This is a genomic window from Pseudomonas sp. GW821-FHT03A09, assembly GCF_059421065.1.
The window spans coordinates 124,873-137,235 of the sequence record NZ_JBWKUX010000007.1 but is presented as its reverse complement, the minus strand read 5'-3'; the positions used below and the strand labels follow the sequence as shown (position 1 = coordinate 137,235).

Here is a 12,363-nt window from a genome sequence, read left to right as displayed (position 1 = left end):
GGGTTATTCTGCCGGGGACAAACCACTCGCGTTGATCGTGCATCGATAGCTGTCTTTGCGCTTGCCACTGGCGGTCACCGTATTGATCGACCAACGCCCCTGCATGAAGCCTGGCCATGACTCATCCAACAGCAACAGACCTTCAGCGGCGAATGACGGATCTCCGGGGCAAATCACATCGACCCGCAGCCCTTCACGCCCGACTCGGCGCATCTCTCCCTCTGCAGCAGAGCGCGCTTCGGCCTCATTCTGATAACGCTGCGTGACCTCTTTGAAGGGCTCGATACCGACCTGCACAACGCGCTTTTTACCGGCCGCTCCATCCCACCAGGACGCTTGCGCACCGGAGTATTTGGCACGACTGGCATCGGTCAGTTTGGCGCTGATAAACGCGCGATCTCCCGGCCGATTGTCGCGCGTGAGCGACAGTCGCACGTCCGGCAGGGTCTTGCCCGACAGCGAGGTGAGCTGACCTTTTCGGCCCAGCACATAGAGTTCGTCGACAGGTTTGGCCACTGCGTCGAAACGCCTGGCCAAGCGCGTCAGGAAAGCCATGTCGCTTTCGTTCGTCTGGTCGATGTGCGGGATCAGCTTGCCCTCCAGATCAGGCGCCACCCGGGGTGAATAACCGTAGCGCGTCGTCAATAGACGGAACAGCGCACCCAGGGTGATCGGCCCGTGACTGGCGGTGCGGCGTTGTTTGAACCCGTCCTGATCAAACGGTGCCGCCGTGGCTTCCAGTACCAGCCGCATCGGGAATAGCGACGGTGTGCGCTTGGTGATCTTGAACTGCCCTTTGTCCACCAGGCCGGATTCCAGATAACCGACGCGCAAGCCGATTTTCCCACCCAGGTCGGGCAGCCCTTCGAGGCCTTCGATATCGAGGGTCAACTTGAGATGATCCGAGACGAAACCAGCCGCATCGGTGTGCTCCCACTCCAATAGTCGCTCGTTGAGCAACGTGGCATTGGCCCCGTAGATCTCCACCACTGGCGTATATCCAAGTGTCATGGTTGCTCCTTAATCCCAGGCCGAAACCGGTTTTTTCGCGATGGGCTGTCTATCCAGTTCAGGCACGATCACACTGACGCCCGCCGGCAATACTGCGCCCTGTTCGGCCAACGTCGGATTCAACAACCACAGCATTTCCTCGGCGGCGTCGTCACAGCGACCGAGTTCGCGATACAGCAACAGGTTCACCGAATCACCGGCAATACTTCGGACCCTACGCATTGACGAACTCCTCCAATACCAGCGACCAATTGATCACCATGGCGGTGCCATCGTCGATCACGTTGGATTGCTTTTCGCTCACCGACTTGATGGTCCACAGCCCCCAACTGAGACCGACACCATCAACCAGAGGCAACGGTGCACGCAGGTCTTGCAGCACACGCAACTCATCCAGCCGCGCCATACCCGTCGCGCGCGCGGCCTTGCCGCCGAAGGTCAGCGTTTCGAGTCCCTGCCCGACCTGGCTGGACTTGGGTTTACCTGCAACGATAGGCAACCCGACCCAGCCGCCACTGCTGGTGCGGTCCAGGGTGTCGTAGGCGAAACCACGGGACAGCCCGAAAATAAACGTGCCCAATGCCATCTGTTGTCGCATCACACTCCTCCCATATCGGTCAGTGCCGCATCCCGTCGCGACCCCAGAAGGTCGTCCATCGACAGCGGCGAAAATTGCGCTTCGATCTGTTGCACCACCAACTCCGCCAGCTGTTGATAGCTCGCCTGCTCCGGTGCGTTGATGGTGATTTGCGGGGCGAAGTTGATTTGGCGGTTGTCGGCTTGGGCGTTGTTCAGGTTTTTACTGACGTCTGCAGGGGCAGGCAAGCGATCACTCGAACCGAACAGCTTGTCACCGAGCCAACTACCAGCCTCACTGCCAAGCAACCCACCGATTGCGCCGCCGACCGCTGTGCCGACGCCGGGGAAAATCATCGTGCCGATGGCTGCACCGGCAGACGCTCCCGCCCAGGCACCACCGGCAGTGCTGAGCCCGGCGCCGATAGCTTTGGCGTCACCATTGCGTACGCCCTGCACGACATCCAGGGCGGTGTCGACGTACTTCAGTGGGCCGAGGCGACGAGCACTGGCCGACTCCAGTTTGACTAGTGCGCCCGACAGTCCTGTCGCCAGGCCCTTGGTTGCGCGACGGGCTGCGGGGCGGGCTGCCGGAGGTGCTGCGTAGGTGGTAAACGAATTGCCGGGGAGAGGGGTCGAGCCTTTGCTCGCCAGTTTGCTGTCGAACAGCTGCTGCGGCTGCCCCATAACATTGAGCGGGGGCGAGATCGGGGTTGAGGTGGCAGTACGTTGCGACTTCAGCTCCGTCTGCTTTCTGACGACGCTGGATTTGATCGCCCGTGATGTTGCCTGGCGGGTCTTGTAACGCCTGCCGCGCGGCCCCTTCGATTGACCTTTGGGGCTTTTGCTTTTGCTCTTGTCCTTCTCCCTGGCGGTTTCACCCACACTCTCAGGCAACTGAGCTGTGGCGGTACCAAGCGGGCCACGGATATCGGCAGGCAGTGCTCCCGTGCAGCAACACTCTTTGTCAGCCTTGCCGTCCTTGCCCTTATCGTCCTTCTTGAGCCACTTGGCAGCGGTTGGAAACTTGTCAGCCACGGCATCAAGCGCCTTGTCCGAAACCCTTTCCTTGGCCTTATCCCACAAGCTGGTGAGCAGTTCTTTGCCGACGAACTTACCGGCATCCGTTGCACCCTGCAGGCCTTTATCCACCCAGGTGACCGAAGCTGGATCAGGTTCTTTTGGCGGGCTTTTGGCAAGTTCGCCAGTGACATCAACCGTCTTGGTTGCCAGCGTATTACCGGTAATGAACAACGTGCTGGTGAGCGTTTCCAACGCCTCGCGCAGGTGTACTTGCTCCAGCGTCAGGGCGTTGATGTCCACGCTGACGGTCACCAGTGCCGAGGTGAGCACCGACTGCGGGTCCTGTTGGGGTGGCGGCGCGGCGTCCAGGTTCACTGGCGCGGCAAGGCCTGCATCAAACGGCGCCAACACACTGCCGAGGTCCGCGTCGCCCAGCAGCCAGCGTTTGTCTTCCTGGGCGAGCCTCATCCCAAATTGAGTCTCTTGCATCCCGCTTACTCCTGTTTAACGCCAAGGCGAGTGATCGCGATGTCGTAGCGACGCAATGCTTTGCCGGCGTCCCAGTCGAGGATCTCCGCCTCATTGACCGAGTAGATCAGTGGCACTACATCGAGGATCACTTCGATGTCGCGCTCCGAAAGAAGTCCGCCGGTTGATTTAAAAAATCGTCGATGCGCTCCTGCAGTTCCGTCCAGTCGGGCACGGTCAGGCCAGCGAGATCGGGGATCATCAGGCCAGTGCAGTGTGCGGTGATGAACTCGGCGCGCTCTTTGTTGGTGGCGAGTTTTTTCATCACTTTGGTGGCGCGCAAGGCGGGCATTTCCAGGGACAGCTCGGTCAGGCTGCGACCGACGGCGTCGAGGGGCAGCAGCAGGTGAACGGGCTGGTCGTGGGTCGCGTCTTCGCGTGTTTTCAGGAAGAACGACGCCGGGAGCGTCGACATTTCATGCACGTACTGCGCAATGCTTACGTAGTCCGGGCGCTTGAGTTGGTCCAGTTCTTTTTCCGACAGGCCGGTGGCGAGTTTCGCCAGTTCGAAGAACTGGTCGTCCTCGTCATCACCGGCCCGGGCCAGCGCGTCTTTTTGCGCGGCGTAGAACAGTGGCTTGAGTTGAATCTGCTCGATCGTCACGCCGGTGTCGGCGGTGATCGGCGAGAGCAGAAGGTGCAGCGGGGGCATCCAGGCCATGGGGCAATTCCTTGGTCAAACGGGGTTGAAAAACGCTTTGAAGATGGACGCGATCAATGTGGGAGCTGGCTTGCCTGCCATCGCGGGCAAGACCGGCTCCCACATTTGATCGTGCCCACTTCAGGTCATGGTTTCTCTTAAGGCATCAGTACGGCGCGACGGGCGTCGCCGAGGATGTCGACGCCGTTGAGCACGAACTTCTGAGTGCGCACGTCGATGTCGATCACCGGGATGCCGTTTTCCAGGCGGTTGTAGGTGCGGCAGGACAGTTCCAGGGTGGTCAGTGCCTTGTCGCCCATCTTCAGCTTCGCCTCCTCCAGGGATTTGAGCTTGCCGCCGACGGTGTGGTAGGTGAAGTAGGTCTTGCCGTCTTGGTCCTGACCGGCTTCACGCACGTTCAACAGGATGTCGTCACCCAGGCGCACGCCCAGGGCCAACATGATTTCCGGACCGGCGCCTTGCAGCACCAGCTTGGCGTTGAGCACCTTGCCGCTCTTGGCCATTTCTTCGGCGATGAAACGGCCACCGGACATGGATTCCATGTCGAATTCGATCTTCGGCGGGGTGAACTCTTCGACGGTCGCGGACAACGGCAGGCCTTGAAGGGTGGCCGCAATGGCCTGTCTGACTCGGTTGGTAAACATTAGAGAACGTCCTCCAGGAACTGCTCGATGATTTCATCGCGGGCGTTGAGTTGATAAATCATGTGTTCGTTCGGCGCGTAGCGGCCGTAGTCGATGACGATGAACCAGGTGCCGTTCTTGTACTTCTCGACACTGTTGAGTTCCGGGTGCAGGTAAACGCTGCCGCCAGGGATGGTTTCGTCGGCGACCAGGGTCTGCAGCCAGTCGTTGATGCGCTTGACCTCCTGGTCCATGAAGGACTTGGTGAGGTTCTTGGCCATGGCTTTCTGGCCGGCCTTGACCAGCTTGCGGCTGATGGCATCTTCCAGGCCGACGTAGCTGATGAACTTGCCGGTGATGGAACGGTTACCCAGCAGCGAGAAACCACCGAGGATGGTGCGAGCGTAGTAGCTCACGCCGTAACGGTTGAGCAGGTCGCCTTCGGTGGAAGTGTCGAGGATGTTGTACTCGACCACGCGGGAAACGTCCTCGGCGAAGGTCACCTGGTTACCTGGGCTTTCCCATTGCTTGACCTTGGCCAGTGCGGCGATGGCCAGGGACGATGGCGACAGGAACACGTTTTTCTTGGCGGCCTTGGAGTACACCGACGGCATGTTGTGCACCAGCAGGCAACGGTCGAAACCGAGATCGGCACCGCCCAGCTCACCGCTGTAGGTCACTTGGTCGGCGACGGACGCGTCCTTGCCATCCAGTACCACGCGGGCCTTGATGCGCTTGCCGAAAGCGGCGAACTCACCAGCCACGGCCTTGGTGCCGGTGAAGCCTGGAGCACCGATGATGGTCAGGTCTTCCGGCACACTGCTCAGGGCCGCCAGGCCCAGCTTGCGACCGGTGACAGGGTCGTTGCCGCCGATCACGTTGTTGACCGTGTCAGCCGGGGTTGCGCCCTCCTCCACGATCACCACATAGACCGGCACCTTGACCACTTTGAGGATCTGGTACACGGCGTGAAACAACGTGCCCGACTCGGCGCCGGTAGGGTCCAGCAGCGCCTGGGTGGTAAAGCTGTTGATGCGGAACGGGGCATTTTTCGGGATCGACGCATGGGCGTTCGGTGCGGAGCCGATCAGCCCGATAACGTTGTCACCCAGGCCACCCATGGCCTCGGGGGATTCGGTGGCATTGACGGTGATGCCGTTGTGCTCGAAGTTCAAAACCTCAGCCATGATTAGTCAGCCTTCTTGGAGGTGGAGTTAAGGACGCTGGTCAGTTCCAGGCGGCCAGCGGTGCGCAGGGCGGATGCTTCGACGTCGAGCAGCTCCAGCTCCTCGCCGACGGTGGACCAATGGCCACCTCCGGTGGGGAATGGGATGAGGACGGTGTAGGTTTGTCGGTTGTGCATGGGTGGAATTCTCCGGGTGAGAAACGCCAAAGCCCCTGCGGGGAGGGGCTTTGGTGGGCGTAAAAAAACCGCTTTCGCGGTGGGGAGGGTTACTTATCTTCCGGCAATGGGAAGCGGGCTTTGATCTCCGCGACCTTGGCACGCCAGTCTTTTTCTTTCTCGGTAGTGCCGTCGTATTGCCACTCCAAATACATGGGGTCCGCCTCACTGACGTAGGCAGCGCGACGCGCGGCAATGGTGGTGGCCAATGTGGCAGCGGCGGTGGCTTTATCGATCAGTGCACGAGCGGCCTCATCGTTAAACCCAAGCCCTTGGAGGGTTTGCGCATTCGCGGGCACGTTAATCAACGCGGCACCGGCTGGGGTCACCAGTTTTTCAATAAACAAAGTCATTTGATCCGTCCTTAAACCTTGGCGGTGTATCGAGAGTCGTTGTCATACGAATAAGCCAAACGCTTTTCTTCCAAGGTTTTGCCAAGAGCAGCTTCCGCTTGGGCCAAAGAATAAGGCTTCACTGCCCAACGCACTTCCCAATCGGCAGTGACGTCATCCTTCATAATCACTTCAGTATCCAGCTTGCTGAAGTTAACCGGGTAATCAAAGGTTTTGGTAATGGTGTAACTTAGCCCGCCTCTCAGGTACAAACCGGAAAATTGTGGGGCAGTCGTCAGTTGACCTGCCACCAGACCGAGATACAGAGGTTTTAGTCCTGTGACTGCTCGTGCGGTACAAATCATGCCGAACGAAATGCCGCGCACCGTTTCACGATACGTTTGCGATATGCGTTTGATCGTCAAAAAGTTAGCATCACCATTCCATGGAAAGCCCACGCCCTCTAACTGCAAGTTCAAGCCCGCAATATGGTAAATCCCTTCACCGAAGGGTGCCTTGTCACTGTCTCGTGCAAAAAAACGAGAAATCGTAATCTCGGTTTCACCCGCCTCGTTACCCGGCATAGTCCACCATACTGGGTAAACTACATCGGTCGACAAACCGGTCAGATCAATCTCCTGCTTATAAAGTGCACGCCCATTAATATCCTTGGCCTGCACGCTATTACGCCACGTTGTGAACTGACTGGACGCCGTATCCATGCGCGCATCAATCTTGCCAATCTGGTTGGTCACTGTGTCGGTAAGCTTATTGCACGCATCCACAACTTTCGTAATCGTCGCTTCAATTCCCATCATCAACTCCCTGTCAACTTTGTCTTTTCAGCACTTTTGTAAGCGCCATTACTTCGCTTCGAGATGCATAACCCTGAGCATCAAATTCACATGCCGGGACATATTGTCCACCGAAGCCGCCGCCATGATCGCGATCTCTTCAGCCAACAACACATTCAGGTTTTCACTCCCCACCACAATCGTCACGCTATCCGCCGGCAACGGCGAAATATCCAGCGTAAACTTCTGCAGCACCCGCGCCGCCGCCGCTTTATACGTCAGCAACTTCCCTGCCACGGAATACACCGCCAGCAGAGTCCCGCTGGCGAGGTAAAAACCGAACTCGCCAATCTCATATTCACCCTCGCCATCGAACAGCACGGCCATCCTGAGTTGGCGGTCGCCCAGGTCTTCGTAATCCACGATGGCAACCCGTTGGCGTTCGTCGCGCAAGGCCACTTCCGTGCCGTCCGGGTTGTAGCGGCCGGTGCCGGCGCCGATGTGGGTGATTTCGCCTTTCAGGCCCTGGTTCTTTGCCTGCAGCACTTCATCCAAACCTTTGGAGGTGAAGCGCACCAGGCGCGTAATGTCATCTGTCATGGCTGCGCCCTGAGGTCGTAGTCGTTAATGGTGTAGTGCTGGGCAACCCCGGCACTGTTAAGTCGAGCAACCAGCGCCAATTCCGGCAGTGCGCCGTCCAAATACAGCTCACCGTCGCTGAATGGGGCATGGAGCACCTGCGTAAACGCCAGCTGACCTTCGGTCTCATGAACAACGGTGATCGTCGCCCGGTCTCGCTCGCTCTGCGCCGCGTTGATGCGGCGGATCAGCCGGTTATGGTCACCACTGGACCAACTGCGCCCGATGATTGCCTGCACGTCGAAGGTGTAAGGCACACCCAGCGGGCGCTGTTGATACCAGGCGCTGATGTTGGGGGTGAAACCCAGCGACTCCACCGCGTAGCTCAATGCCTTGGGCGTCCCCGCCTGGCGTTGGATCTGCCAGGACAAGGCCACGGTCAGGCGTTTTTCGGCCTCGCTGGCGCTGGCATCCCATTCACTCACACCCCGATCGGCGGCCAGGTAGGGCAGGAATTCGGTAGGCGTTTGCAGCGGGTTCATCAACGCCGGAAACGGCGGTACAACCCGCTCGAGCAACTTTCCGAAGCCCAGGTCCAAGGCCTTTTCCAGCGGTGAACTGTTGGCCGGCAACAGACTCGCTTTGGGTTCGTCACTCATAGCGTGCGCACCTCCACTTCAACACCCGTGCAATACGGGGCCTGGAACGCAGTGCTGATAATCGGCTGCAGCGGTTCGAGGATCTGCAGTTGTGCCGCGCCAGCGCTGTGAATGGCGTAGTCGATCCAGCTGGGGTCCACCCGCCCTTCCAGGCGATGGCAGGAGTCGGCATAGGTTTGCAGCAGTTTCTGGGCGGCTACTTGGGTGAGCCCGGAGTCCGGGCCGGCGTTGATCTTGGCCACCACACGAATCTTGTACGGTTGAATCTGCGCGCCCTGGACGGTGACGAGATCGGTCTCCGGCCGCACATCGGGGCGTGCGAAATGACGGCGCACACCGTCAAGCAAATCAGTCGATGGTGTGCCGTCGCCTTCCCGTGACAGCACGGTGACCATCACTTCCCCCGGCGCCGTGCGACGACCGTTGCCGTCCTTGACCTGGGCCGCATAGCCGTCCGGGTCGAAGGTGTAGCTGACGGTGACCACGCCGGGTGTCGCACTTTGCACCTTGACCGTCGGCCGCTCGCCGAGGGTGAACACTTCGCGGCGGTACTGCATGCGTGAACCCGCTGCCGGGGCGTGGGGTGCCAGGTAATAGCGCAGACGGGCGTCGTCGTCGCTTTCCAAGGTCGGCGGCACTGGCGGGAATGCGGCCGGGTCGCCGGGGTCGAGCTCTTGGCGCTCCAGGCCCATGTCGGCCAGGCGCGCATCCAGGTTAGTGCCTGTGGCCCACCACGCCAGCATCTGCTTGATACGCGCATTGTATTGGCGCTCGTGGGTTTGCAGGCGCACACAAAAGGCCTCCAGGGCCAGGGTCAGCAGTTCGCTTTCGTTGTCGAGGCTGACCTTCAGTTTGGCTGCACTTTGCGGCGCGCGGGTGGCGATGTAGTCGACGACAAACGCCTTGAATTCGGCCAGCAAGGGTTCGAACTCATCCACCGCGATGATGGCCGGTTCCGCCAGTTGGTTCTGGCCTGGGATCAGCATGCTCATGTCACGACCTCGAAGGTTTGTTGGCGGTTTTTCCAGGTGCCGGCGAAACGCAGCAACAGGCCGGCGCCTTGGCGGGTGGCGACGATGACCTGGGGTTGAAAGTCGCCAATGCCGTTCTGGGTGTTGTAGAACGCCTGGGCGGCGTGGCTTTGGGCAAGAATCAGCAAGTCATCGCCGAGGTTCTGGCCGAGCAATTGCGGGATCATCGAGCCGTACAGTGGGCGCTTCTGGCGAGTGCCTACGGGGGTGGTCAGCGCTCGGGTGGCACGCTGCACGAATTGCAGCCAGTCATCGACGGCTGCCCCGGTGTTGCGATCGATGCCGATCATGGGATGTCCTTATCACGGGCTGATGATTCGACCTTGGTGGTCCACCACCGGGCCGCTGAAGTGCGCGCCGCCGGCATCCAATATCAGGCTGGTGCCGCCGGTTTGCAGGGTGATGCCTTGGGCGTTGAGCGTCAGGCTGGCGGCGCCGACCTTGACGTCGACCTGCTCGCGAGAGCCGCTGAACGTGGTGGGGCCGTTGACCCAATTGAAGGTGTGGCTGGCGTCGTCGTAATCGCTTTGGGTGCCGTCTTGATGGCGACGCCTAGTCAATGTCGGAAGGTTGGAAACCGGCGGGAAGCGATCACTGTTCAAACCGAACAGGGCAACGGACTGCCCGCCACCTTCCCCACCGCCGTAGTTGAGCAACAGGCATTGTTCACCCACGGATGGGATGCGGGTTTCAGTTTGCGCTCCGGCGCTGGGGTTGAAGAAGCGGATGGCCGGAGTGAGCAATTCACCGTGGCTGACCTTGCAGGTATTACTGGCCGCGTCGACCTCCTGGCACACGCCGATCCGACAAAAGCTTTCGGCGCGGCGGTAAAGGTCTTCGAGCTGGGCTTCCATTTCCGCCAGGCGCTCGACGATCGGCCCCAGTTGCATGCGTAACAGCGCGTCGAACATGGGCTACTCCGACAGTGGCTTGTATTGAGCGGGATCGTCGATGTTCGAGACTTCCCAAGTGCAGGCGAACAGCGGCTGGCCTGTGGGATCGTTGAGCAACGTCGGTCCGAGATAGAGGGTTTGGATGAAAGAAACGGTCCAGGTGTCGTAGTCCGTTCCTGCGGTCGTACGTGGGGTGGGAGCCGCAACGATATTCGCCGGCAGATCGCACTGTGCCTGGGGCAGGTTCCAGCGGTTATCCAGCACCAGATCCATGAGCTGGCTGGCCAGGTCGCAAGCATCAAAGGGCAATGCACCTGGAGCCACCATGGCCTTGAGCGAGATCGACAGGGCGTGGGCCTTGCGTCCTTCCCGGGAGCGAATGCCCGGACCGTTGCCTTCGACCGTGATCATCACACCGGTTTCACTCCCGGAGCCTTGGAAGTCTTGATGACTGCCAACCTTCAGGTCCGGGAAGGCAGCGTGCAGCGCCTCGCCGATGGCTTGGGGCAGTTGGGATGGCTTTTCGATAAGCGTCATTTAAATAGCGTCCTTGCAACGGTTACTGCGGCCCCTGGCGGGAGCTTTCATTGATTCCGATGCGCTTGGCGGCCCACCGTTCATAAAGGCCGATGGCAACGTCGGCACCGGCCATGGCGGTCAGGCAACCAATGGCACCGGCTGTCCAGATCGACATGCCAGCGGCGTAACACAGCATCAATGCTGAGACCCCGCAAACCATGCAGGCCCCGGAACGCAGGGCCAGGCGCCGTAGCAGCGACCAGCCACGGGCGCCCTCCTTGTCGGCGCGCCACATTTCGCCGGAGACCCCGCCGATCAGGGCCAGTACGATCACCAGCCAGATCGGCATTTCCGCCAACGCTTGCTGCTCGTTTGTCATGTCACGCCTCCTGGCTGAGCATCTGCGGCACAAGGCCGGTGTGTTGGGTAAATCCATTTATAGGTAGGCATTCCAAAAAGCCCGGTCGCCCGGGCTTTTCAGTAATGCGGTCCATATTCGAACGTTCGGCGCTACTGGCGCGGTACGGTTCTTTCCTCAATGTTTTTCCGACCACGATCCCTGTCTGCCGGATAACTGCTTCTGGTGCTTTACGCTGCACACCCGGGTCAGTTGCCAACCCTCTGAACCGTTATGAGGCCGGTTCATCGCTGCCTTTTTTAAAGCGGTAAAACTAAAGAGCGTCGGCATCCTTGCCGGTGTTGCCTGGCATCCCTGCCATCTCCTTGATGGCGTCCTTGCCGATGTCGCGTGCCTTCCTTGTCTTCCTTGGCAGCATCCTTGCCACCTCCACCAGGCCTTGTTGGCTGGCTTGAGATGAAGAATATGCATGTATGCATACACAGTCAATGCGTAAATGCATTTATTTTTGCGCGGCCGATGCATTGATGCAATTTCAGCTTTGCAGGCAAAGGGTTTGGCGGTTTTCAGCAGGCGAAAAAAAACCCGCACATTGGCGGGTTTTGTCTTACGTAAAAGGGTTAACGGGCGTACATGCCCCACCAGAACACATGACCGAGGATGCTGATCTGCTCATCCTGGATATCCTGGAAGCTGTAGTCTTCATCCGGATGCTCATCGCGATTGAAACTGCGCAGGCGAATCCCCGAAGGCAAGCGATAGAGCTGTTTCACGCGAAGCTGGCCATTGTGATTGATGGCATACAAGTCGCCATCGACGATGTCACCAATGCCACTCTTGCCCGCATTCACTCCCACCGTGGCGCCGTCGCGCAGCACCGGCAACATACTGTTGCCACGCACCGTCACACATTTGGCCTGGTCAAACTGCACACCGTTATGCCGCAGGCTGCGTTTGCCGAAGCGCAGGCTGGCCTTCTCGCTTTCCTCGATGACGAATCTTCCTGATCCAGCAGCCAATTCAACCTCACGCAGAAAGGGGATCGACACCTCGTCATCATTAACGGGTGTGTCGTCATCCCACAGGCTTATATCCTTGAGTTCCGAATGCATCGGGTCGCGCCCTTCATCCCGCTGCGCGCCCACTGCCGCGCGCCCGCGCAGGTAGTCGGTGCTCACGCGGAAGTACTCGGCGATGCGGGAAATGTGCTTGTCAGACGGATCAACGATCTTGCCGCTGAGGATCCGTGACAACGTGGATTGAGGCACGCCGGTACGCCGGTGAAGCTCCGTGGGGGAGATCCGGTCGCGATCCAGCAGTTCTCTTAAGACGATAGAAACGTTGCGTTTTTGCATAGCGCGGATAGTGACGGGA

Annotated in this window: 19 protein-coding genes; all 19 read right to left on the bottom strand. The window is 59.5% G+C overall.

All coding sequences use genetic code 11. The annotated features are described in order from the left end of the window. Positions 1–3: 3 nt before the first annotated feature. A complete protein-coding gene (locus AC07V4_RS14990; protein ID WP_492637098.1) occupies positions 4–1,011 on the bottom strand; it encodes a phage late control D family protein in 1,008 nt (335 codons plus the stop codon). Positions 1,012–1,020: 9 nt separating this feature from the next. Next, positions 1,021–1,233 (bottom strand): tail protein X, encoded by a 213-nt coding sequence (locus AC07V4_RS14985; protein ID WP_492637099.1) that lies wholly within the window; start codon positions 1,231–1,233, stop codon positions 1,021–1,023. Continuing rightward, on the bottom strand, positions 1,226–1,609 hold the full coding sequence (locus AC07V4_RS14980) for a phage tail protein (protein ID WP_492637100.1): 384 nt from the start codon (positions 1,607–1,609) through the stop codon (positions 1,226–1,228). The genes AC07V4_RS14985 and AC07V4_RS14980 overlap by 8 nt, the downstream gene beginning before the upstream one ends. Then, a complete protein-coding gene (locus AC07V4_RS14975; protein WP_492637101.1) occupies positions 1,609–3,099 on the bottom strand; it encodes a glycine zipper domain-containing protein in 1,491 nt (496 codons plus the stop codon). The genes AC07V4_RS14980 and AC07V4_RS14975 overlap by 1 nt, the downstream gene beginning before the upstream one ends. 5 nt (positions 3,100–3,104) lie before the next feature. Further along, positions 3,105–3,230 carry a hypothetical protein gene (locus tag AC07V4_RS14970; protein ID WP_017844653.1) on the bottom strand — a complete coding sequence of 42 codons (126 nt, stop codon included), beginning with the start codon at positions 3,228–3,230 and terminating at the stop codon, positions 3,105–3,107. Further along, positions 3,227–3,799 (bottom strand): phage tail assembly protein, encoded by a 573-nt coding sequence (locus AC07V4_RS14965; RefSeq protein ID WP_492637102.1) that lies wholly within the window; start codon positions 3,797–3,799, stop codon positions 3,227–3,229. The genes AC07V4_RS14970 and AC07V4_RS14965 overlap by 4 nt, the downstream gene beginning before the upstream one ends. A gap of 137 nt (positions 3,800–3,936) precedes the next feature. Then, positions 3,937–4,443: a phage major tail tube protein gene (locus AC07V4_RS14960; RefSeq protein WP_431749592.1), complete on the bottom strand. Its 507-nt coding sequence runs from the start codon at positions 4,441–4,443 to the stop codon at positions 3,937–3,939. After that, positions 4,443–5,609 (bottom strand): phage tail sheath protein, encoded by a 1,167-nt coding sequence (locus tag AC07V4_RS14955; RefSeq protein ID WP_492637103.1) that lies wholly within the window; start codon positions 5,607–5,609, stop codon positions 4,443–4,445. The genes AC07V4_RS14960 and AC07V4_RS14955 overlap by 1 nt, the downstream gene beginning before the upstream one ends. Before the next feature lie 2 nt (positions 5,610–5,611). Continuing rightward, positions 5,612–5,785, bottom strand: a complete 174-nt coding sequence (locus tag AC07V4_RS14950; RefSeq protein WP_492637104.1) for a hypothetical protein — start codon at positions 5,783–5,785, stop codon at positions 5,612–5,614. 89 nt (positions 5,786–5,874) lie between these two features. Beyond that, the gene (locus tag AC07V4_RS14945) at positions 5,875–6,177 is read right to left on the bottom strand and encodes a hypothetical protein (RefSeq protein ID WP_492637105.1); all 303 of its coding nucleotides are present in this window, start codon (positions 6,175–6,177) and stop codon (positions 5,875–5,877) included. An 11-nt stretch (positions 6,178–6,188) separates the two neighbouring features. Then, the gene (locus AC07V4_RS14940; protein WP_492637106.1) at positions 6,189–6,971 is read right to left on the bottom strand and encodes a phage tail protein; all 783 of its coding nucleotides are present in this window, start codon (positions 6,969–6,971) and stop codon (positions 6,189–6,191) included. Between the two features lie 48 nt (positions 6,972–7,019). Continuing rightward, positions 7,020–7,550 carry a hypothetical protein gene (locus AC07V4_RS14935; protein ID WP_492637107.1) on the bottom strand — a complete coding sequence of 177 codons (531 nt, stop codon included), beginning with the start codon at positions 7,548–7,550 and terminating at the stop codon, positions 7,020–7,022. Beyond that, positions 7,547–8,188 (bottom strand): phage tail protein I, encoded by a 642-nt coding sequence (locus tag AC07V4_RS14930; protein WP_431749587.1) that lies wholly within the window; start codon positions 8,186–8,188, stop codon positions 7,547–7,549. The genes AC07V4_RS14935 and AC07V4_RS14930 overlap by 4 nt, the downstream gene beginning before the upstream one ends. Continuing rightward, the gene (locus tag AC07V4_RS14925; protein WP_492637108.1) at positions 8,185–9,180 is read right to left on the bottom strand and encodes a baseplate J/gp47 family protein; all 996 of its coding nucleotides are present in this window, start codon (positions 9,178–9,180) and stop codon (positions 8,185–8,187) included. Before AC07V4_RS14925 ends, AC07V4_RS14930 begins: the two co-directional genes overlap by 4 nt. After that, positions 9,177–9,509: a hypothetical protein gene (locus tag AC07V4_RS14920; protein WP_064450996.1), complete on the bottom strand. Its 333-nt coding sequence runs from the start codon at positions 9,507–9,509 to the stop codon at positions 9,177–9,179. Before AC07V4_RS14920 ends, AC07V4_RS14925 begins: the two co-directional genes overlap by 4 nt. A gap of 12 nt (positions 9,510–9,521) precedes the next feature. Beyond that, a complete protein-coding gene (locus tag AC07V4_RS14915) occupies positions 9,522–10,130 on the bottom strand; it encodes a phage baseplate assembly protein V (protein ID WP_492637109.1) in 609 nt (202 codons plus the stop codon). Positions 10,131–10,133: 3 nt separating this feature from the next. Next, complete coding sequence (locus AC07V4_RS14910; RefSeq protein WP_492637110.1) at positions 10,134–10,649, bottom strand: hypothetical protein; 516 nt, start codon at positions 10,647–10,649, stop codon at positions 10,134–10,136. 22 nt (positions 10,650–10,671) lie between these two features. Next, positions 10,672–11,010, bottom strand: a complete 339-nt coding sequence (locus AC07V4_RS14905) for a phage holin family protein (protein WP_431749583.1) — start codon at positions 11,008–11,010, stop codon at positions 10,672–10,674. Positions 11,011–11,609: 599 nt separating this feature from the next. Further along, positions 11,610–12,344, bottom strand: coding sequence for a LexA family transcriptional regulator (locus AC07V4_RS14900; RefSeq protein WP_492637111.1), 735 nt, complete (start codon positions 12,342–12,344; stop codon positions 11,610–11,612). Positions 12,345–12,363 lie beyond the last annotated feature (19 nt).

Excerpts from the sequence above, each read along its gene's own strand:
- AC07V4_RS14990 (WP_492637098.1), bottom strand. The coding sequence starts at position 1,011 with ATGACACTTGGATATACGCCAGTGGTGGAGATCTACGGGGCCAATGCC.
- AC07V4_RS14985 (WP_492637099.1), bottom strand. The coding sequence starts at position 1,233 with ATGCGTAGGGTCCGAAGTATTGCCGGTGATTCGGTGAACCTGTTGCTG.
- AC07V4_RS14980 (WP_492637100.1), bottom strand. The coding sequence starts at position 1,609 with ATGCGACAACAGATGGCATTGGGCACGTTTATTTTCGGGCTGTCCCGT.
- AC07V4_RS14975 (WP_492637101.1), bottom strand. The coding sequence starts at position 3,099 with ATGCAAGAGACTCAATTTGGGATGAGGCTCGCCCAGGAAGACAAACGC.
- AC07V4_RS14965 (WP_492637102.1), bottom strand. The coding sequence starts at position 3,799 with ATGGCCTGGATGCCCCCGCTGCACCTTCTGCTCTCGCCGATCACCGCC.
- AC07V4_RS14960 (WP_431749592.1), bottom strand. The coding sequence starts at position 4,443 with ATGTTTACCAACCGAGTCAGACAGGCCATTGCGGCCACCCTTCAAGGC.
- AC07V4_RS14955 (WP_492637103.1), bottom strand. The coding sequence starts at position 5,609 with ATGGCTGAGGTTTTGAACTTCGAGCACAACGGCATCACCGTCAATGCC.
- AC07V4_RS14950 (WP_492637104.1), bottom strand. The coding sequence starts at position 5,785 with ATGCACAACCGACAAACCTACACCGTCCTCATCCCATTCCCCACCGGA.
- AC07V4_RS14945 (WP_492637105.1), bottom strand. The coding sequence starts at position 6,177 with ATGACTTTGTTTATTGAAAAACTGGTGACCCCAGCCGGTGCCGCGTTG.
- AC07V4_RS14940 (WP_492637106.1), bottom strand. The coding sequence starts at position 6,971 with ATGGGAATTGAAGCGACGATTACGAAAGTTGTGGATGCGTGCAATAAG.
- AC07V4_RS14935 (WP_492637107.1), bottom strand. The coding sequence starts at position 7,550 with ATGACAGATGACATTACGCGCCTGGTGCGCTTCACCTCCAAAGGTTTG.
- AC07V4_RS14930 (WP_431749587.1), bottom strand. The coding sequence starts at position 8,188 with ATGAGTGACGAACCCAAAGCGAGTCTGTTGCCGGCCAACAGTTCACCG.
- AC07V4_RS14925 (WP_492637108.1), bottom strand. The coding sequence starts at position 9,180 with ATGAGCATGCTGATCCCAGGCCAGAACCAACTGGCGGAACCGGCCATC.
- AC07V4_RS14920 (WP_064450996.1), bottom strand. The coding sequence starts at position 9,509 with ATGATCGGCATCGATCGCAACACCGGGGCAGCCGTCGATGACTGGCTG.
- AC07V4_RS14915 (WP_492637109.1), bottom strand. The coding sequence starts at position 10,130 with ATGTTCGACGCGCTGTTACGCATGCAACTGGGGCCGATCGTCGAGCGC.
- AC07V4_RS14910 (WP_492637110.1), bottom strand. The coding sequence starts at position 10,649 with ATGACGCTTATCGAAAAGCCATCCCAACTGCCCCAAGCCATCGGCGAG.
- AC07V4_RS14905 (WP_431749583.1), bottom strand. The coding sequence starts at position 11,010 with ATGACAAACGAGCAGCAAGCGTTGGCGGAAATGCCGATCTGGCTGGTG.
- AC07V4_RS14900 (WP_492637111.1), bottom strand. The coding sequence starts at position 12,344 with ATGCAAAAACGCAACGTTTCTATCGTCTTAAGAGAACTGCTGGATCGC.